This is a genomic window from Stenotrophomonas sp. PvP093, from assembly GCF_017876915.1.
Classification (GTDB): Bacteria; Pseudomonadota; Gammaproteobacteria; order Xanthomonadales; family Xanthomonadaceae; genus Stenotrophomonas; species Stenotrophomonas muris.
In genome coordinates this window covers 2,733,153-2,750,730 of sequence record NZ_JAGIOX010000004.1, presented here as the reverse complement: position 1 = coordinate 2,750,730, position 17,578 = coordinate 2,733,153, and the positions used below count along the sequence as shown (strand labels likewise).

Below are 17,578 nucleotides of genomic sequence, written 5' to 3'. Positions count from 1 at the left end.
GTCGGTAACCGAGCAATTGTCGATGAACTAGCTCTGAGGTACCTACGTAAATGCAATCCGGGCGTCCCCGGCCACCTGGGAGATGGCCGGTCGCGCTGTCGTGCTGCGCATCGAGCCCCCTGCGGGGTCTCGCCCCTGTCGGGCTTCCATCGTCCCCTCGCTCCGCTCGGCTGACGCCTCCGGCCCGGCTTCCAGCTTCGGGCCTGCGCGCTTCGCTTGCCGTGCGGTCAGCGCTTGGGGAAGGCCGTTGCCATGTCCAGCCGTCTTCCCTGACTTCATCACCTTGTCCGCGACTGTAGCCCGCGGCCGTGTGCCGTCAAGGCGCGTATCCGACGCACTATGGGATGGTGATAACGTCGAATGTTCCAGTGGAGCGCACCGATTCGTCCGTTGCCATGATGGTGATGCGATCGCTCATCATGCAGCCTCCGAGCGATGTCAATCTGGATCGGTTCCTGAGTTCATTTGAAAGCGAGGGCTCGTATCTCTTGATTCCGCTTGTGCTGGCACCCGGGCAGCCGCCGGAGCCGATCACCGACCTCACTCTGGCGAAGCGGAGACTGTCCATCAAAGTTCCCTCCCAGGTCGGAGAGCACGACGTTGAAGCGCGCTTCCTGTCACCTCACGGGATGAAGAAAGAGCCGATTCGATAGCCGGCGCAGGGTGCCATTCCATCAGCAGAAAGTGCGTGAAGCCGGGAAAGCTGCTCAAACAACACGTGCAGCAGGTCTACACCTGGCTGCTCAACATGAAGGGTGAAGGCGTCGTCGTCGGCAACTAGGCGGTGATGAGAGGCAAGTTTGGGCTTCAGCACAAGAACTACGCGCACTAGGGGTTCGGGGTCTTGGTGTTGTGTCTTTGTGGTCTTGCAATATTTCCGGAAGAGCCGGACTCTTACGATGCTTGATGCTTGATGCTTGATGCTTGATGCTTGATGCTTGATGCTTGATGCTTGATGCTGCACCTCGTTCTCAGCTAAATGGCCAGCGGATTGTCGAGTCTGTATTCTGAGTTGAACAGGTAAGTTGGACGTTTCCCATTCAAGGAGTGACAGTGAAGGTCGTTGATGCTTCAGGCGCGGAGGTAAACGGTGGCCTTAAAGTTTGGCTGGGAAATCAAAAATCTCTGGGCTCGCAATCACCTGAGAATTCAATTTTCATCGCCGCAGTGAATGATGGTTGGAACGATTTTGGAATTCAGACCTTAGTTAAATTCAAGGTTAGGGTTCAGGAGGGTGTTCCAATTGAAGCTCGTGGTTATTTTGGGTTCGTTGATTCAAAGTCGACCGCAGGTCAAGGCAATGACTGGATATCAAAGAAGCTAGCGGAAAATAATAAATCCAAGGTTCTGCTAGGCGGTGATGCGCCATTCTTCACAATGCTTCCCGATATGGAGTCCTATCGCAAAATGGTGTCTGAACTGGGAGCTGCGGATGCTGTCTCCGTGCTTCTAGCAATCCATGACCTGGTGGCGCTCACAGAATTTGACCAAAGGCGTGAACTTTTGGAGGCGGCTCAAAAAACCGAAGTATTTGGTCGCTCATTCATAAGAAATTCTGGGGCGTACTTTGCGGTAAAAAACGCAGGTCCAATTCTACGTGGCTTGGATTCTGAGCGTACGGGTGTCCTGTCACAGTCTCTATCAATAAATTTCCAGCTTGCGGCCTTCCCAAATGAGCACCGTCTATCGTTTGACTTTGATCACGATGGAGATCTTCCGAAGCGAATGGCAGTCATTATAGGAAAGAACGGCGTAGGAAAGAGTCAGGCGCTAGGAAGGATAGCGAAGGCCGCACTCAGGGGGTCCGAGAGCCTAACTGATGGGGCGGCGGGTGGTCGTCCATTAATTAACCGGCTGCTGGCTTTCGCTCCGACGAATGAGGCTTCATCCGTGTTCCCTCGCGCAACCGGCGAGAATCCAAGAATCTGGTATCGACGATATTCGTTAAACCGATCACGCGCCAGATCTGATGGGGATAGAGTTTCAGATTTAATTGTTCAGGCTGCTCGTTCGGAGCAGTCAATTGGCACAAGAACCCGCTGGGAGATATTTAGTTCTGCACTGAGTGCGATAGGTGAGTCTGGGCAGTTGAGTTTAGTGTCATCTCATGATTCTTCGCAGTATGTATCTTTCTCTAGTCTCAACAGTGGTCCTGAGCAGAAGCGGCTTGATCGCTTTGCGTCCATTGATCTAAGTAAGGATCCAGTTCGCGTTATTGATGGAAAAGGATACGCACTGAGTAGTGGTGAGCTATCATTTGTTAAATTCTGTGCGCAGGTTAGTACGTCTGTGGAGAACGGAACACTGCTTCTGCTGGATGAGCCGGAAACGCATCTTCACCCAAATTTTGTAAATAGATTCGTATACTTGTTGGATACGCTTCTTGAGCTTACGGGGTCTTCGGCGATAATAGCTACTCATTCGGCATTTCTTGTTCGAGAGGTTTTTCGCGAGCAAGTGACAATCCTTGGTGTGGATGAGGATGGTTTCGTGAATTCATCCAGGCCTACACTAAAAACGTTTGGCGCCGATGTCGGTGCGATTTCATGTTTTGTATTTGGCGAAGATATGCCATCAAGGCTTGCGAGGCAAGTTGAACGAAAATTGATTGGAGGCAAGAAGGGCTGGGAGGAAATCTATGAGAAATACAAGGGGGAGCTTTCCTTGGAGGTGCTTGCAGATGTGCGCGCTCAGCTAGAGGAGCGGGATGCAAAATGAAGAAATTGCCTCTTCCAGCCTACGACGATGCTGCCGCCTTTGTCGAGCTTTCAAAAAACTCAAGACTCAGTAGCTTTCCGGATCTATTGCCGGTTGTTAATGCTATCAAGGCCGGATACTTGAGTTATGTCCGTGCTGGTGGAAATCCTGCTTTGGTGCGAATTCCAGAGATAAGTGAGCGTGTTGGGGGGAGGATTAAGGCGCACTATTCTAGTCCCTGTGCTTGTCTTTCTCATATCGATGAAATGCGGGAGTTGACCGCGCACAACGTATGTCCAATGTGTGGATCATTCCACAGTGGGACGTTGGATCATTATCTTCCAAAAGGCGATTATCCGGCGTTTTCCATCTTTTCAGCAAATCTCGTTCCTGCGTGTATGTGCAACAGCAAGCGAGGCAATATTCTTCTAGGGGAGGATGAAGGGGAGCGCGTTCTACACCCCTATTTCGACGATTTTTTGGCTGAGAGGCTAATTGTTGCGGATTTTCGTTGCCTTGGAGACGTGCCTCGCGTTGATATCCGATTGGCGGTGGATGATCAGCATCCAAACTATCGGGCGATACGTTTTCACGTGGATAGATTGATTCGGTGCACTCCAATTCTAAAGTATTTGAGGGATCGATGGGCCTTAATGCTCCGTCGGCCAAGTTTGGTTGTTAGAGGGTTGAAGCTGAATGTGGGTTCGTGCGTTGAGCTCAGGAGCACAATTTCTGATGAGCTGGAAATGCTTGATGATATGCATGAAAGCAAGAATAACTGGATGTCTGTTTTTGTTGCGGGCTTATTGGAGGAGGAGGTGGTTGCGTGGCTTTTTGATGCCCTAAACAATCCTAATCGCTGCCATGATGGACCATTGCTGGTTTAGAGCTTCGCTTTAGCTGTGATCGTTTTGAGAGGCTGCTGGTTCCCCACCAATGTGGATACGTGGATTATTCCGGCCTAATCTCGTGGCAAGCCCACTCAACCAGCCCTCGGCAAGCCAAAAACAGCCCATCAACCACCCCCTCTTCCAAATGCCGCTCCGGGTCCGCTGCTACCCGGCAGCGGTCCGCTGCGTGCAGCAGCTCCAGCACTGTGAGTGCGCCAACCATCGCGCGCTCACTTCTAGCCAGGCTCACGCGGCGGCCGGGTGAGACATCGGTTTCCGGCCAAGGGTGCCCATCAGCGCCCTCGCAGCCGCGCATGCGCTTGAGGATGCCGAGCAGGGAGTTCAGGTCGGGCAGGGGAGTGTCGTCGTTGATGGGCTCAACAACGGTATACGAAGAGAAGGTGTCGGATTCGTTCATGGCGTCGGCTTCCGTGGCTGTGCTTAACAGCGCCACCGTGAAGAGGTGGCGGACGATGCGTGGCTGCAAACCGGGATGAGATAGCACCATAGACCGGTGGGCCCGAAGGCCCCCACGCACCGCCCGCCAGAAAGGCCGACGGATTGCCCGCCGGCACCGGTTAAGGACGGTGCCGACGGGCAAGCGCAAACTACAGGTGCATCTCTCATCACGGGTTTGCAGACCCGCCGCCACCCTTTGTCGGTGGCGCGCCATGTTGTTTACGCCGCCGCTCCGAACGCCAATAGATATTCGCGAAGCAATCGCGGAATCCGAGAGCGAAGACCTATTGTTGCACGCACCATTCGAGCCTCTGGCGACACCACCAGACGCATTCGCGCAGCTGCTCTGTTGATTCCGAATCAAAGTGGCGCAATCGCCCACGCCACAAGCGCATAGCGCGACGGCCTTCTTTGCAAAAGTTCTTAGTCAGCCTCGCCACGCAACAGCGTGCGATCAGCTGCACACCCCGAAAATCGGTTCAAACCCGACACCGCCAGCGAGCCTTGGGGCTTCAACCGACGCCAGCCTCAGCCGCATTCCCCACCAGCAACTCGATCATCGCCCGCGCCGCCGCCGACTGCCGCCGATGCGGCGCATAGATCACCGAGAACGGGCGAGATCTCCCCCGCAGCTGCGGCAGCACCTCCACCAGCTGCCCGCGCTGCATCCGCTCCCGCACGATGAACGCATAGCTCTGGCAGATGCCGATGCCCTGTTCGGCCAGCGACACCACGCCCAGCACATCGTCGGAGGTCTCGATGGACGAACGCGGCAGCCAGTCCACGTCGCGCCCGCCGTCGCGGAAGATCCAAGGCGCCAACCGCCCGGTGCGCGGCATCACGAAGGGCAGGCACAGGTGCTGCTGCAGATCGTCCAGCGTCTGCGGCGTGCCGCGGCTCTTCAGGTACTCCGGCGAAGCCACCAGCAGCAGCGGCGCGTCTTCCAGCTTGCGCCCCACCAGCCCGCTGTCCGGCAGCTGGCCCAGGCGGATGGCCAGGTCGAAGCCTTCGGCCACCAGGTCCACGTTGCGGTTGGTGATGTTCAGTTCCACCTGCACCTGCGGGTACTGCTGCGCAAAGCGCGCCAGCACGGGCGGCAGCCGGTAGTGGCCATAGGTGGTGGGCACGCTCAGGCGCACGCGGCCGGCCAGCGCACCGTCCTGGGCCAGTACGTCGCGCTCGGCGTCGTCCAGCAGGCCGAAGGCGGTGCGCACCTGTTCCAGATAGAGCCGCCCGGCGTCGGTCAGGCCCACGCGGCGGGTGGTCCGCTGCAGCAGCTGCCGGCCCAGCCGCGCTTCCAGGCGGGTGACCGCGCGGCTCAGCACCGAGGGCGTGGTGGACAGCGCCACCGCACCGGCCGTGAACGAGCCGTGCTCGGCCACCGCCAGGAACACCTCCACATCGCCCAGGTAGTCGAACTTGCGGCTCATTTGGCTCTCCGGCGAACAGATGTTTTGCGATGGAGCCAATTTATCGCCGCTGGGGCGATGAATAAAGTGGCCGTCATTCCCCGATAGGAGTTCCCCATGAACCTGATGACCCGGCTGGCCGCAGCGCTGGCCCTGACCCTGGCCGCGACCGGCGCGCAGGCCGCCAACGTGCTGGTGGTGCTGTCCGACGAAAACCACCTGGACCTGAAGGACGGCAAGGTGCTGTCCACCGGCTTCTATCTCAACGAGTTGATGCAGCCGGTCAAGCTGTTGCTGGACGCGGGCCACGAGGTGACCTTTGCCACGCCGCAGGGGCGGGCGCCGACGGTGGATGCGTCCTCGGTGACGCCGGCGTACTTCGGCAACGATGCCGCGCAGCTGACGCTGCACAAGGACCTGCTGGAGAAACTGGCGCTGACCTCGCCGACGGCCTCGCCGGTGGTCAGCCTGGCGCGCATCGAGCAGCAGGGCTACGCGCGTTTCGATGCGGTCTACATTCCCGGTGGCCACGCGCCGATGCAGGACCTGCTGAAGAGCCCGGCGCTGGGCCGGCTGCTGGCCGACTTCCACCAGCGCAACAAGACCACCGCGCTGGTCTGCCACGGGCCGATCGCGCTGCTGTCCACGCTACCGGATGCTTCGGGTTTCGTGGCGAAGCTGGAGGCGGGTGCGACGCCGGCCACGCCGAAATGGATCTACAGCGGCTACCAGATGACGGTGATCAGCAACCAGGAAGAAGAGCAAGCCAAGCCGCTGTTGGGTGGCGGTGAGATGAAGTTCTACCCGCAGACTGCATTGCAGCGGGCGGGTGCGAAGTTCAGCAGCAACACCACGCCGTGGACCGGGCATGTGGTGGTGGACCGCGAGCTGATTACCGGGCAGAACCCGGCTTCGGCGCTGGAGGTGGGGCAGCGGTTGGTGGAGCGGTTGAAGTAGGGCGGGGCTGCACAGCAGGTTGCCAGCCTTGGGGCCGAGGGGCCAGCGCCTCGGCCTGTCTGTGGAAGTGCCAGCGTGGTCGGCAGAGCGGGCATCAGCCCTTCGCGAGCGCTGCCCCTGACAGATCTTCAATCTGGGAAAGCGCGTGACGCGTCGCGGCCCAATCGCCGGAGTGCCTGATCGCCACGCCTCCGGCGGCTGTCCAGGCATCACAGTTCGCTTCGAAATCGTCGATCAGAACATCGCCCGGCTGGTGCATGAAAAGAGGCTTGTGCCTGCCGCCAAGCACAGGCAACACCAGACAGGTTACTGACAGGCGTTCGCGAACCCACTGCCGCTTCTGCATCGCAGCGAGTGGATAGTTTGATTTCGGACAGGCGGTGAGAATCACCGGGTTCAAGTGGTGGATGCTGTGGAAGAACTCTACTGCACCGTGCATCGGCGGAAGGTCGCGGAAAAATGACGGGTGACTATTGATGTGCCCCCACATTTCATCGTCGGCAAGCACGCGGTGGTCCAGTCCAAACAGAGCGGGAAATGCCGCGTCGAAGTCGGCCATTACGCCATCGAGATCTACGTAGATGGTGCGTCGGGATGCACTCGATCCACCTGTGTGTTGGTTGGCGGGCGGGTCCATCACCGGCATGGTCTTCACATCGTCAGCGTTCATTTGCGCGTTCTCCTTTCAAGAGTGGGCTTTCTTCTTCATCGGTTCCCCAGTAGCGGGGCAAAGTGCTTGGTGATTGCGACAGATATGGCAGCAATCGCGATGCCGCTGGCGTCGGTCCAGGGCGAAAGAGTGATGGCCTGCAACCCCGCCAATGCGGAACGCCAGAGTGCCTTTTGAGTCCATCAGGCGCTGCTGCAGCGGGACGGTGCACCGTGCAGTAACAACACAATACGGGCACCACCAACCAGAATTGAAACTGAGATGGGCATCGCCTCACGGCGATGCCGCCCGGCAGATGCCGTAATCGGCATGCTTGAAATGCGGTATATATCGCGGCGATTCTTCAAAGGCGTGCCGAGTGGCTGCTCTGGCCGTTGCCCAAGACGCATGGCCCCAGCCACTGGCTCATTTCGCCAACCAAGGAGCAATCTGGCGCGCTGGTGATTGGATAATCCCAACGCGCTACGGAAAGGCCGAACGGGGATATGCCTGTGGCGCTCGTTCCAGACTGATCCAGGAACGTCACTGAACATGCATGTCCAGGCGCACTCAATATATCACGCCGACCAGCGCTAGCGGCTTGAACCCGCTCGATCTCCAGCAGTTTGATTGGGCAGGGCAAGGCTGGCATGGCACCATGGTGGGCTGGCCTCGTCCTTCCGGCCGGGGCCGTTTTCCCACGGAAGCCCACCAACACGACATGCGAACGTCCATCCTCTTCACCTTCTCCGCCCTGTGCCTTGGCCTGCTGTCCGGCTGTGCCAGTGGCCCGGAGGAGCACGCCTCAAGCCGCGAGATCACCAGTGCGTTCGTGGCCGACGACGGCCAGCTGTACCTGTTGCCGCGCTATGACGAGCCGATGCGCTTCAATGCCGCGCCGTTCCGCGAGTACCGCGCGCTGATGGACAGCCCGCTGCGCGAGGCGGTGGCCTGCGCGCAGATGTACTTCCATGAGGATTGGCGCGACCCGGCTAACAAGTCCAAGGTGCACGGCAGCTATGCGCTGCTGCTGCGGCCGGAGCAGGTGACGGCGGAGCAGGCCGCGCAGTTCAAGCTGGAGCGGATTGAGGTCCCCTCGCGTGAGGCCAAGGCCGTGGAGGAGCGTGCGCGCTACTACCTGCCGATGGACCGGACCCGTTACGCGCTGGCGTTTGACCGGGCCTGCAATCTTTCAAGGAAGGGCGGCAGCTATTACAGCGCGCTGTTCGAGGGCGACGGCGAGCGGGTGCAGTTGCCGGATGCTGCGGCACTGGCGGAGAAGGGGAAGCTGGCACAGCCGATCAATGCGCGGGCGCAGCGGATCCTGCCGGAGAGGGAGGACAAGCCGGGTGCGGGTTCGGCGGCGGGCAAGGTGCTCGGCGCGGCGCTGATTCCAGTGGCCGTTCCGGTGTTTGTGTTGAGCCTGCCGTTCCTGGGGCCGGATCATTGGAAGTGAAAAGGCATTGAGGGAGAGTCATCCACGCGTGGCGTGGATCTACTTGGGTATCGCCTTAAAGTTCATCCTGGAGATCTGTGTGCCTAGCACGCTGGAAACTGTTTTGAAGACTGTAGGTTTCATTGTCCTCGCGGCCCTTCCGTTGGTGATCCTCTGGTTCACCCTTCGGCGGATGTCAGCAACTGCTCGCTCGTCCGTGAAATCGGGGCTGCATTTGCATGCCCCGCGCCGGATTTCCGGCAGGTCCATGACCTTGGTGATGGTGGATGGAAAAGAGGATCGGGAGCACTACTTCTTTGATGCGGCGTCCTTTTACCTGCGGCGTGGGCCGGTGCCCACGGCGGTTCCGCTTTCGCAGATCAACTCAGTCACTCGCACCTCCGACAAGATCTACGGACGTTATGTCTGGCAGGTGTGCTTCAGCAAAGCATCGGGCAGAAAGTGCGTGACGTTCACCAACAACCTGACGCTGTTCAATCGGGATTTCCTGCTGTTCCTTGAGGCGGTGCGGAAAGCCAATCCGTTGGCGACCGTTGATCGGGCAGGCATCCGCTTCTAGCTGTGGGCCGACTTGAGGGTGTCAGTTAAAGCGGCGAGCCGGTAACGCTACACTGGCAGCCCACCCCCAATGGAAGCTCGCCCATGCTCAGTGGAAAGGTCGCGGTGGTCACCGGCTCCACCAGCGGTATCGGTCTTGGCATTGCGACCGCGCTGGCCCGGCAAGGCGCGGACATCGTGCTGAACGGCTTCGGCGATGCGGCGGAGATCGAGCGGATTCGTTCCAAACTGGAAGCCGAGTTCGGCGTGCGCGTGGCGCATGACGGCGCCGACCTTTCCCATGGCGAGGCGGTGCGCGGGATGATCGATCGCGCCGTCGCGACGATGGGGCGCATCGACATCCTGGTAAACAACGCGGGCATCCAGCACACCGCGTCGATCGAGGAATTCCCGGTCGAAAAGTGGGATGCGATTCTGGCGCTGAATCTCTCGGCGGTGTTCCATGCAACGGCGGCGGCCTTGCCCCACATGAAGCAGCAGGGCGCCGGCCGCATCATCAACATTGCGTCGGTGCACGGGCTGGTGGGCTCGGTGAACAAGTCGGCCTACGTGGCGGCCAAGCATGGCGTGGTGGGGTTCACCAAGGTGACCGCGCTGGAGAATGCGGGTACGGGCATTACCGCCAATGCGATCTGCCCGGGCTGGGTGCGGACGGCGCTGGTCGAGCAGCAGATCACCGCGTTGGCCGAGCGCGAAGGCACGGATCAGGAGACCGCCGCGCGTGAGCTGCTGGCTGAGAAGCAGCCGTCGTTGCAGTTCGTGACGCCCGATCAGCTGGGTGAGACGGTGGTGTTCCTGGCCTCGGACGCTGCGGCGCAGATCACCGGAACGGCGCTGCCGGTGGATGGGGGCTGGACGGCGCGCTAGCTGGCTGGCTGCGCCTTGCGCTGCAGCATCGGCAGTGCCACCAGCGTGGCGAGGAGGGTGAACAGCACCAGCGACGAGCCGACTGTGCCGAAGCCCAGGCCGCCCTTTTCCAGCGGTTTGGTGAGCAGGTCGCCGAAGGTGGCGCCGAACGGGCGGGTGAGCACGAAGGCGATCCAGAACAGGATGACCCGGTTGATGCCCTTGATGCGGCTGGCCAGCGCAGTGAGCGCGATGAGGCTGCCGATCAGCAGTGCGCCGCCGGTGAAGCCCAGCCCGGAATCGTCGGCGAGGAAGTCGCCCAGCGCGGTGCCGAGCGTGTTGGAGAACAGCACGGCGGTCCAGTAGAAGCCTTCGGCGCGGCGCGATGCGATGTTGCTGACCGAGATCGACTTTTCCGATACCCGCCAAGCCAGCAGCACCAGCGCCAGGCAGCCGGCCAGCAGACTGGCGCCGGTGGCGTAGCCCAGGCCGAGCGTGCGGTCGATCAGGTCGGACAGGGTGGTGCCGGCGGTGCTGGTCGCCAGCACCACCGACCAGAACAGCACCGGATGGAAGCGCCGCGCCGACAGTTGCAGGCCCAGCAGGCCGGCGAAGATCGCCAGCAGGATGGCCGAGCTGGCCACGTAGCCCAGGTTGAGCGTCATCGACAGCAGATCGCCCGCAGTCTCGCCGAGGGTGGTGGCGGCGATCTTCATCACCCAGAAACCGAGGGTGACCGCCGCCACTTTGCTGTGCAGGGAATCTGCGTCTGAAGCGCGCATCGAACGTCGCCTGGGGAGCCCGCGGGTGATGCTGTGGCGGGCGGCGTCGGAGTGCAGTCGGAACCAGGTTTGGCGAGGGTGAGCGTGGGGGCGGCGTTCAGCCGGCGCTGGCGTGGGCCGAAAGGCGCGCCAGCAGGGCGCCCCAGTCGGCCACGAAACAGCCGTCGCGGCCGCGGTTGCATTCGGTGATCCACGCGTCCAGCGATTCGCTCCGTGCGCGGTAGCCGCTGACATCGCCCAGGACGGCGAAGTGCAGGCGGTAGTTCACCAGCATCTGCAGCCATTGCCCGGCCATGCCGGAGCGCAGCTCGAAGAAGTCTGCCGAAAGGCGCTGCACCGGAACGGCGATCCACTCGGCCTGGTGCCCAAGGGCATCGCCGACCAGGTCGTGCAAGGCGTTGCCATCCAGCAGCGGGCCTGTATCGGCGCTGCGCAGGACGCGGGTGCTGCCGATCTGTTCGAGATGTGTGTGCATCGTGCGCTCTGAAGTCCGCATCGTCCGCCCAGTATGGCCATGGGAGAGGCCGACAGTAAGCAGATGCAGCATGAATCTGGCGAACGAACGCGCTAGGCTGCGCCGGGCGCCCGCACGAGGCGGGTTCACGATACCGGGGAAGGGCATGGCAGGGTGGAGGAGTCGTTCGTTGTTGAGCGCGGTGCTGGTGTGTTCTGGCCTGCCGGTTGCAGCCGCCGAGCTGTGCACGGTCAGTGCCTACGGTGACGGGCAAGGCAACATCGTGGTGCTGGGCGCACCCGCTGCGGCGCCGGCCACAGGCCAGCGCTATCTGATGCTGGACGGGCGACGTGGCGCCACCGGCGATGCCAACGCACCGGTGAGCTGCAGCGGCGATGTGGTCAGCTTCAGGTCACCCGCGGGAGCCACGCAGCGCTGGCAGCGACTGCCGACCCGCGATACCGAGACGACCTTCAGCAGTGCCGGAACAAAACTGGTCGGGCAGCTGATCGAACCAGCCGGTCCGGCCGACCCCAAACGGCCGTTGGTGGTGCTGGTACACGGCTCGGAACGCACGATGGCGGTTGCGGCGATCTACCAGCGCATGCTGGTGGCGCAGGGTATTTCGGTGTTCGCCTACCAGAAGCGTGGCACCGGCGATTCGGACGGCGAGTACACACAGAACTTCGAGCTGCTGGCCGACGACGCGGCGGCGGCGCTTGCCAAGGCGCGCGAACTGGCGAGAGGCCGGTTCGGCCGCGCCGGCTACTTCGGTGGCAGCCAGGGCGGGTGGATCGCGCCGCTGGCGGCGACCCGCTCGCAGGCGGATTTTGTGGCGATCGGTTTCGGGCTGGTGGTGTCGCCCATCGAGGAGGACTGCGAGCAGTTGTTCGACGAGGCACGGCGCATGCAGCTGGATGCGGCGGCGTTGGCGCAGGTTGGGCAGCTTTCAGACGCAACCGCGCAGTTGATGCGCACGCATTTCACTGAAGGGTTCGAGGCGCTGGCGAAGGTGCGTACGCAGATCGGTGCCGCGCCGTGGGCAAAGACGATCAACGGCGAGTACAGCGGCGACATGCTGCGCATGAGTGACGCCGACCTGCGCCGGATCGGCCGAGCGCGCTTCGACAACCTGGAGCTGATCTGGGACTACGACGCCGAGGCCGCGCTGCGCCGCCTGAAGGTGCCGTTGCTGTGGGTGCTGGCCGAGCAGGACCGCGCCGCGCCGATTGCCGCCACGCGTTCGATCCTGTCGCGCCTGCGCGCGTCGGGGCAACCAATCGACACCTACCTGTTCCCGGATACCGACCACGGCATGGTCGAGTTCCGCACCGATGCCGAGGGCAACCGGGTGTCGACACGGATCACCGACGGCTACCTGCGCCTGCTGGCCGATTGGATCAAGCAGGATGTGCATGGCAGTTATGGGCGGTCGCGCAGATTGAGCGAAATGAAAAAATAGGGAGCCTCGATTGCGACCTATTTTTCTGAAGTAGGCATGGTAGTTGATCTACGTCGTTTTCGCTCCCGAGCCACGCTCCTCACTACACTCTCTGCCATTCTTCCGGTTTCCAAGTAGTACACCTCGGCCGTTATTCTGTAATTTGAGAAGAACTCTGCAAGTTGACGATGTAGCTCCGTTGCCCATCTCAATCTTTGACCATCCTGCGAGAAAAACGCTTCTAGAGCGTTGGAATCAGTGAGTAGATGGAAGACATTGTTTCGCAGAATTCTTAGGGAATTAGCGTGCTTCTTGAATAGGCTGTTCAGTTCGTCTAGCAGCGGAATCGCTTCCTGAAAAGAGTGATGGCGCCTTCTCTGAAGTAGTAGTCTTACCCCGATCGACTGAATGCCTTCCATTGTTGAGTGCAGATATCCCAGCCATGACAGCAGGTAGACGCGGAGTCCTATTCTCTTCAATCGACTCAGTCCCTTATGCTTCTCTGCGTAACGGACGGTTGAATTGTAGTGTCCGAGCATCACGTCGGCCGAGAGAAAGCATTCAGAGTACAGGGTTAGTATCCTGTCCTGAGACTGGTGGGGCAGGCCACAGCCATCCGTCAGGATTCGATTTACATCCTGGTTCTTGCTGATTGCAATGTCTGCAACGTAATACAGGCCATAGGGGGCTTGAATTAGTTCACCTTTGATGATCCCATCTTTCAGCCATACTCCGAGCTCGGGGCGAGTCGAGGTCGGGTAGGCATCGCGCCTGCTGTCCAAGAAGCATTCAAGACGCCATCTGTCAAATCCAGTGGTCTCTCCTTGATCTCCAAAGTCAAAATCAACTTGTCCATCAGGTAGATCCAGCCAGATTCCGCGGCCATGCCTTTGGTAGCTCACACCTCCGACGAGCTTTCCCTCTCGGGGATCGGTCCGAAGGGTCCACTCGTGGCTGCTATATGGCATTTCAATGCCAGATTCTCTCAGAATCTTTACTGCGTACGATACTTGCTTCTGATAGTCGCGAATGAGATTCGCGAAGGCTAGTTCCATGGTCTGTCGTCAATGATTGGCGATGTCTGATTCTGGTGAATCTATTCTGCTCATCTCGGCTTCGCAAACACATCCAGCCCCTTGCCGGTTTCCAGCAGCGACTTCAGGCTCGACAGCACGATCGGCCAGCCCTGGCGGATGCCGGTATCCATGCCGCTGCCGGGTTCCAGTTCCTCATGGGTAACCGTCAGCCGCACCATGTCCTGGTAGGGCACGATCTCGAAGGTCACCCGGCTGTAGGCGTCCGGGTTGTCGGCCTGCGAGGCGGCGGCCCAAGTGATGACCAGGCGCGAGGGCGGGGTGCTTTCCACCACTTCGCCGACCAGCTCGACCGAGCGCGTTTCATTTGCACGCACGTGCTGCCAGCGCGAGCCCGGTTTCCAGTCCGAGACGTTCTCGTGGCCCCAGTAGCGACTGGCGATCTCGGGGCGGGTGATGGCCTCGAACACCTTCTGTGGCGTGGACGCGATGTAGATCACGTGGATGAAGCGGGTTGACTCTGCGGACATCGTCATTCTCCTTCCAGCTCTCGTTTCAGGTCATGCAGCAGGCTCAGGCGCTGCTGCTCGAACTTGCGTACCCAGCGTTCGTAGACTTCATGCAGGGGCACCGGGTTGATGAAGTGCAGCTTCTCGCGGCCACGGCGCACGGTGCTGATCAGGTTGGCGTCTTCCAGCAGGCCCAGGTGCTGGGTGACCGATTGCCGGGCCATGTCCAGGTGTTCGCACAGCTGGCCCAGCGTCTGCCCGTTGTCCTTGCAGAGCAGATCCAGCAGCGTGCGGCGCGTGGGATCGGCCAGTGCCTTGAACACCTTGTCTGCGTCGCGTATGTGGTCTACCGCCATGGTGAGGTCTTCAATTCCAGTTGTCGATCCTGACGTCGTGTGGGTTGGGCTGGCCCTTGCCGGTTTCCAGCAGTGCCTTCAGGCTCATCAGGAATACCGCCCACTTGGTGCTGCAGTGGGAGGTGAACTCGACGCGCTCTTTCCAGCCTTCATGGGTGAACAGGACGATGCAGTAGTCGCCTTCCTGCTTCAGCGCGAAGCGCGCGTGGGTGCCGATCCATTCGGCGGGGCCGGCGAGGAACCGCCACAGCACGAGCTCGCCTGGAACAAGCTGCTCAAGCTTCATCTCCATGGCGCCGATTTCCTGGCCGTTGTTGGTGAAACGGACCTTGACCGTGCCGCCGGCTTCGCGCTCGCCGTGCGCGTCTTCGGCCCACCAGGCGGCCACGCCTTCGGGGGTGGCCAGCGCCTGATACACCTGGCTTGCGGGGGCCTTGATGCCGACCCTGTGTGCGATATCCACCATTGCAGATTCCTCGCGATGGGCCGGCAGGCGCCGCCCTTGAGCGGACTATAGGCAGGTAAATGCCTGCATGTCAAGCCCCGCCACGAACGCCCGGGCGTGGTAGTGCCGGCCGCTGGCCGGCATCCCGGTGGCGTTGGGTGACTGCAGTTGCCGGCCAGCGGCCGGCACTACCGGGGGCGATGCTTCAGTTCTCGCCGTCCTGAAGGGCGGCATGCAGTTTGTCGGTGATCCGCTGCAGTGCGGCACGATCATCCGCGGAGAGATGGTCGAGAAAATACCGGCGGACACCGGCGGCGTGTACCGGCCGTGCCGCGCGCAGCTGCGCGTGACCTTCTGTGGTCATGCGGATCACTACGACGTTTTCGCTGTCGGTATCGCGTTCGATCAGGCCACGGCCCGCCATGCGGGTCAGCTGGTGCGAGAGGCGCGTCTTGTCCCATTCCAGGTAGTCCAGCAGTTCGCGCTGGCGGCGGCAGCGATCCTTGGACTGGTTCAGCTCCATCAGCACGATGAAGTCGGCCCTTGAGAGCCCGGTGCTGCGGGTGATGTCCTGGACGATGCGGCCGGAGGTGATTTCTGCCATGCGCCGGAAGCCGCGCCAGGTGGCCCATTCGTCGGGTGTGATGCTGGGGGAGGTCATGGCCGAACGTTGCCGGGCAATGGTTGACATGTCAACCCTCGCGGCATACGGTTGACGTATCAACTAACCTGGATCGCGCCATGCAGCACCCTCCCCGTATTGCCGTCATCGGCGCAGGCCCCGCTGGCCTCACCGCTGCGCTCATCCTGCATCGGGGCGGTCACCCCGTGAGCGTGTACGAGGGCGAAGCATCCGGGCAGCAGCGCACACAGGGCGGCACGCTGGATCTGCACGACGATTCCGGGCAGGTGGCGCTGCAGCGCGCGGGCCTGCTGGAGGCCTTCCGTGCGGTCGCACGGCATGAGGGGCAGGAGGCGCGGATGGGCGACCCGTGGTCCGGGGAGATCACCACCGGCGGGTTCGGGCCGGAAGGGAGCAAGGACAAGCCAGAGATCGACCGCGGCGACCTGCGCCAGCTGCTGCTGGACGCGCTGCCGGCGGACACGGTGCAGTGGGGCCACAGCCTGACCGCGCTGGTATCTGCACAGGCGAACGGCCACGGCCTGCGATTCGCCAACGGCGTGCAGCGCGAGGCGGACATCGTGATCGGTGCCGATGGTGCGTGGTCGAAAGTGCGCGCGGCCTTGAGTACGTGCCAGCCGCTGCCCACCGGCATTACCTTCTTCGAAGGTTGGATTGAACAGCCTGCTGCGGACATCGCAGCGATGGTCGGGCAGGGCAGCCTGTTCTGCTTTGGCGGCGAGGAGGCCTTGTTCGTGCAACGCAACAGCCGCGATCGGCTCTGCGTGTATGCGGCGCTGAAGCGCTCTTCCGAATGGCTTGATGCACAGATCGCGCAGCACGGCATACGGACGCTGGTGACAGGCTGCTATACCGGGTGGGCCACGAACCTTCGGCGCCTGCTGGAGGCCTGCACGGACTTCGTGCGGCGGCCGATCTACAGCCTGCCAGCGGATTTTTGCTGGACCCCGCGCGATGGCGTGACCTTGATCGGCGATGCGGCGCATCTGATGCCTCCGGTGGGCGTGGGCGTGAACCTGGCGATGCTGGACGCGTCGGATGTGGCGATGGCGTTGTGCGCGCGGCCGGATGCGATCAGCGCGATGCGCGACGCCGAAGTGTTGGTGCGTGAACGCGCCCGCGCCCTGATGCCGGATGCGATCGAGGGGTTCCAGCGCTGGTTCACTACCGGAGGGGATGCTCCACGCGGTTGATGAAGCATCGAGTCTGTACGCACCTGCGACACTGGGGACAGCAGCAGATTCCTGGCGGCGCGCTGGAAGTCACATGGACTTCCGACTGCTTTGGTCCGGTACAGGTGGCCACGCTGGGGTACGCGCTAGACTGGTTGAACCGGCCAATGCTCCCCCTGTTTTCCAGGGTTGGGGAGCGTGGTATGACAGGAGCGGAACCCATGACTGAAACCGGAAAGGACGCCTTGAACATCCGCCGCGCCAGCGCGGCCGATGCCCCCGCAGTGTTGGGGCTCTTTGACGAGGTGATCGAGTGGTTCGTGTCGATCGGCAATGTGCAGCAATGGGGCAGCGAACCGTGGTCGACGATGCCGCGCCGGATTGCCCAGGTCACCGAGGCGTGTGCACTGCCAGGCGCATGGGTGGCGCAGAACGAGCAGGGCGACGTGCGGGCGTTCCTTGCACTGGGCGAGTCGATGCCCTATGTGCCGGCCCCCACCGGGCCGGAGCTGTATGTGCGGGTTCTGGTGGCCTCGCGTGATGTGCGCGTGCGTGGCATCGGCCGCCGCCTGATGGCGTTTGCCGACGAGCAGGCGCGCGCTGCCGGTGTCGACCATCTGCGTGTGGACTGCTACGCCGGAGGCAGCGGCGACCTGGTGCGCTTCTATGAATCCTGCGGGTATACGCGCATCGCGCCGTTCAACGTGGACGGCTGGCCAGGCATGCTGCTGGGAAGGACGCTCTGACGCGGCTGCGTCATTCCGTCGCAGCCTGCGTGCAGGAAACGATAGACCGGTTCGGCGCTAGAGTAGGGTCATGAC

At 61.4% G+C, this 17,578-nt stretch carries 20 protein-coding genes; 10 read left to right on the top strand and 10 right to left on the bottom strand.

The window, feature by feature from the left end; translation table 11 throughout:
* The first annotated feature begins 368 nt into the window (after positions 1-368).
* The 3 genes from J3A72_RS15185 to J3A72_RS15175 all read left to right on the top strand — a co-directional run bounded on the left by J3A72_RS15185 (position 369) and on the right by J3A72_RS15175 (position 3,584).
* Positions 369-653, top strand: coding sequence for a hypothetical protein (locus J3A72_RS15185; RefSeq protein ID WP_140222864.1), 285 nt, complete (start codon positions 369-371; stop codon positions 651-653).
* Between the two features lie 400 nt (positions 654-1,053).
* On the top strand, positions 1,054-2,718 hold the full coding sequence (locus J3A72_RS23250; protein ID WP_140222865.1) for an AAA family ATPase: 1,665 nt from the start codon (positions 1,054-1,056) through the stop codon (positions 2,716-2,718).
* Positions 2,715-3,584, top strand: coding sequence for a hypothetical protein (locus J3A72_RS15175; RefSeq protein WP_140222866.1), 870 nt, complete (start codon positions 2,715-2,717; stop codon positions 3,582-3,584). Before J3A72_RS23250 ends, J3A72_RS15175 begins: the two co-directional genes overlap by 4 nt.
* A gap of 64 nt (positions 3,585-3,648) precedes the next feature.
* On the opposite strand, the gene J3A72_RS15170 is transcribed toward J3A72_RS15175, so the two are convergent.
* Positions 3,649-4,005, bottom strand: a complete 357-nt coding sequence (locus J3A72_RS15170) for a hypothetical protein (protein ID WP_075076823.1) — start codon at positions 4,003-4,005, stop codon at positions 3,649-3,651.
* Positions 4,006-4,558: 553 nt separating this feature from the next.
* On the bottom strand, positions 4,559-5,476 hold the full coding sequence (locus tag J3A72_RS15165) for a LysR family transcriptional regulator (protein ID WP_075076772.1): 918 nt from the start codon (positions 5,474-5,476) through the stop codon (positions 4,559-4,561).
* A 96-nt stretch (positions 5,477-5,572) separates the two neighbouring features.
* Here J3A72_RS15165 and J3A72_RS15160 point away from each other — a divergent pair, with 96 nt between their 5' ends.
* Positions 5,573-6,412 (top strand): type 1 glutamine amidotransferase domain-containing protein, encoded by an 840-nt coding sequence (locus J3A72_RS15160; RefSeq protein WP_075076773.1) that lies wholly within the window; start codon positions 5,573-5,575, stop codon positions 6,410-6,412.
* A 94-nt stretch (positions 6,413-6,506) separates the two neighbouring features.
* Here the strand turns inward: J3A72_RS15160 and J3A72_RS15155 are convergent, their stop codons facing one another.
* Complete coding sequence (locus J3A72_RS15155) at positions 6,507-7,082, bottom strand: hypothetical protein (protein WP_075076774.1); 576 nt, start codon at positions 7,080-7,082, stop codon at positions 6,507-6,509.
* 700 nt (positions 7,083-7,782) lie between these two features.
* On the opposite strand from J3A72_RS15155, the gene J3A72_RS15150 reads away from it, so the two are divergent.
* The 3 genes from J3A72_RS15150 (at position 7,783) to J3A72_RS15140 (ending at position 9,942) form a co-directional block, all read left to right on the top strand.
* Entirely contained in the window at positions 7,783-8,517 is a 735-nt protein-coding gene (locus J3A72_RS15150) for a hypothetical protein (RefSeq protein ID WP_075076775.1), read from the top strand.
* Between the two features lie 28 nt (positions 8,518-8,545).
* Positions 8,546-9,076, top strand: coding sequence for a hypothetical protein (locus J3A72_RS23100; protein WP_230374592.1), 531 nt, complete (start codon positions 8,546-8,548; stop codon positions 9,074-9,076).
* A gap of 83 nt (positions 9,077-9,159) precedes the next feature.
* On the top strand, positions 9,160-9,942 hold the full coding sequence (locus J3A72_RS15140; RefSeq protein ID WP_075076776.1) for a 3-hydroxybutyrate dehydrogenase: 783 nt from the start codon (positions 9,160-9,162) through the stop codon (positions 9,940-9,942).
* Here the strand turns inward: J3A72_RS15140 and J3A72_RS15135 are convergent.
* Both J3A72_RS15135 and J3A72_RS15130 read right to left on the bottom strand, forming a co-directional pair.
* The gene (locus tag J3A72_RS15135) at positions 9,939-10,703 is read right to left on the bottom strand and encodes a hypothetical protein (protein ID WP_075076777.1); all 765 of its coding nucleotides are present in this window, start codon (positions 10,701-10,703) and stop codon (positions 9,939-9,941) included. The two genes, J3A72_RS15140 and J3A72_RS15135, sit on opposite strands and share 4 nt — an antisense overlap.
* 97 nt (positions 10,704-10,800) lie before the next feature.
* The gene (locus J3A72_RS15130; RefSeq protein ID WP_075076778.1) at positions 10,801-11,178 is read right to left on the bottom strand and encodes a DUF4180 domain-containing protein; all 378 of its coding nucleotides are present in this window, start codon (positions 11,176-11,178) and stop codon (positions 10,801-10,803) included.
* A gap of 145 nt (positions 11,179-11,323) precedes the next feature.
* Between J3A72_RS15130 and J3A72_RS15125 the strand changes: the two genes are divergently transcribed.
* Entirely contained in the window at positions 11,324-12,619 is a 1,296-nt protein-coding gene (locus tag J3A72_RS15125) for an alpha/beta hydrolase (RefSeq protein ID WP_075076779.1), read from the top strand.
* Positions 12,620-12,636: 17 nt separating this feature from the next.
* Here the strand turns inward: J3A72_RS15125 and J3A72_RS15120 are convergent, their stop codons facing one another.
* The 5 genes from J3A72_RS15120 to J3A72_RS15100 form a co-directional block, all read right to left on the bottom strand.
* Entirely contained in the window at positions 12,637-13,653 is a 1,017-nt protein-coding gene (locus J3A72_RS15120) for a hypothetical protein (RefSeq protein WP_140222867.1), read from the bottom strand.
* Positions 13,654-13,703: 50 nt separating this feature from the next.
* Entirely contained in the window at positions 13,704-14,162 is a 459-nt protein-coding gene (locus J3A72_RS15115; RefSeq protein WP_075076780.1) for an SRPBCC family protein, read from the bottom strand.
* A 2-nt stretch (positions 14,163-14,164) separates the two neighbouring features.
* Positions 14,165-14,497 (bottom strand): metalloregulator ArsR/SmtB family transcription factor, encoded by a 333-nt coding sequence (locus tag J3A72_RS15110; protein ID WP_075076781.1) that lies wholly within the window; start codon positions 14,495-14,497, stop codon positions 14,165-14,167.
* A gap of 10 nt (positions 14,498-14,507) precedes the next feature.
* Positions 14,508-14,963 carry an SRPBCC domain-containing protein gene (locus J3A72_RS15105; RefSeq protein ID WP_014646884.1) on the bottom strand — a complete coding sequence of 152 codons (456 nt, stop codon included), beginning with the start codon at positions 14,961-14,963 and terminating at the stop codon, positions 14,508-14,510.
* A gap of 184 nt (positions 14,964-15,147) precedes the next feature.
* Complete coding sequence (locus J3A72_RS15100; RefSeq protein ID WP_236636253.1) at positions 15,148-15,633, bottom strand: MarR family transcriptional regulator; 486 nt, start codon at positions 15,631-15,633, stop codon at positions 15,148-15,150.
* Between the two features lie 50 nt (positions 15,634-15,683).
* Here J3A72_RS15100 and J3A72_RS15095 point away from each other — a divergent pair, with 50 nt between their 5' ends.
* Together J3A72_RS15095 and J3A72_RS15090 are read left to right on the top strand one after the other, a co-directional pair.
* The gene (locus J3A72_RS15095) at positions 15,684-16,778 is read left to right on the top strand and encodes an NAD(P)/FAD-dependent oxidoreductase (protein WP_075076782.1); all 1,095 of its coding nucleotides are present in this window, start codon (positions 15,684-15,686) and stop codon (positions 16,776-16,778) included.
* Positions 16,779-16,978: 200 nt separating this feature from the next.
* Positions 16,979-17,503: a GNAT family N-acetyltransferase gene (locus J3A72_RS15090; RefSeq protein WP_014646887.1), complete on the top strand. Its 525-nt coding sequence runs from the start codon at positions 16,979-16,981 to the stop codon at positions 17,501-17,503.
* The last annotated feature ends 75 nt before the right edge of the window (positions 17,504-17,578 follow it).

What these genes read in the sequence shown, in the direction of transcription:
- J3A72_RS15105 (WP_014646884.1), bottom strand. Translation starts at nt 14,963, where the DNA reads ATGGTGGATATCGCACACAGGGTCGGCATCAAGGCCCCCGCAAGCCAG.
- J3A72_RS15160 (WP_075076773.1), top strand. Translation starts at nt 5,573, where the DNA reads ATGAACCTGATGACCCGGCTGGCCGCAGCGCTGGCCCTGACCCTGGCC.
- J3A72_RS15150 (WP_075076775.1), top strand. Translation starts at nt 7,783, where the DNA reads ATGCGAACGTCCATCCTCTTCACCTTCTCCGCCCTGTGCCTTGGCCTG.
- J3A72_RS15125 (WP_075076779.1), top strand. Translation starts at nt 11,324, where the DNA reads ATGGCAGGGTGGAGGAGTCGTTCGTTGTTGAGCGCGGTGCTGGTGTGT.
- J3A72_RS15100 (WP_236636253.1), bottom strand. Translation starts at nt 15,633, where the DNA reads ATGTCAACCATTGCCCGGCAACGTTCGGCCATGACCTCCCCCAGCATC.
- J3A72_RS15175 (WP_140222866.1), top strand. Translation starts at nt 2,715, where the DNA reads ATGAAGAAATTGCCTCTTCCAGCCTACGACGATGCTGCCGCCTTTGTC.
- J3A72_RS15155 (WP_075076774.1), bottom strand. Translation starts at nt 7,082, where the DNA reads ATGAACGCTGACGATGTGAAGACCATGCCGGTGATGGACCCGCCCGCC.
- J3A72_RS15095 (WP_075076782.1), top strand. Translation starts at nt 15,684, where the DNA reads ATGCAGCACCCTCCCCGTATTGCCGTCATCGGCGCAGGCCCCGCTGGC.
- J3A72_RS15120 (WP_140222867.1), bottom strand. Translation starts at nt 13,653, where the DNA reads ATGGAACTAGCCTTCGCGAATCTCATTCGCGACTATCAGAAGCAAGTA.
- J3A72_RS15115 (WP_075076780.1), bottom strand. Translation starts at nt 14,162, where the DNA reads ATGTCCGCAGAGTCAACCCGCTTCATCCACGTGATCTACATCGCGTCC.
- J3A72_RS15130 (WP_075076778.1), bottom strand. Translation starts at nt 11,178, where the DNA reads ATGCACACACATCTCGAACAGATCGGCAGCACCCGCGTCCTGCGCAGC.
- J3A72_RS15135 (WP_075076777.1), bottom strand. Translation starts at nt 10,703, where the DNA reads ATGCGCGCTTCAGACGCAGATTCCCTGCACAGCAAAGTGGCGGCGGTC.
- J3A72_RS15090 (WP_014646887.1), top strand. Translation starts at nt 16,979, where the DNA reads ATGACTGAAACCGGAAAGGACGCCTTGAACATCCGCCGCGCCAGCGCG.
- J3A72_RS15110 (WP_075076781.1), bottom strand. Translation starts at nt 14,497, where the DNA reads ATGGCGGTAGACCACATACGCGACGCAGACAAGGTGTTCAAGGCACTG.
- J3A72_RS15165 (WP_075076772.1), bottom strand. Translation starts at nt 5,476, where the DNA reads ATGAGCCGCAAGTTCGACTACCTGGGCGATGTGGAGGTGTTCCTGGCG.
- J3A72_RS15140 (WP_075076776.1), top strand. Translation starts at nt 9,160, where the DNA reads ATGCTCAGTGGAAAGGTCGCGGTGGTCACCGGCTCCACCAGCGGTATC.
- J3A72_RS15170 (WP_075076823.1), bottom strand. Translation starts at nt 4,005, where the DNA reads ATGAACGAATCCGACACCTTCTCTTCGTATACCGTTGTTGAGCCCATC.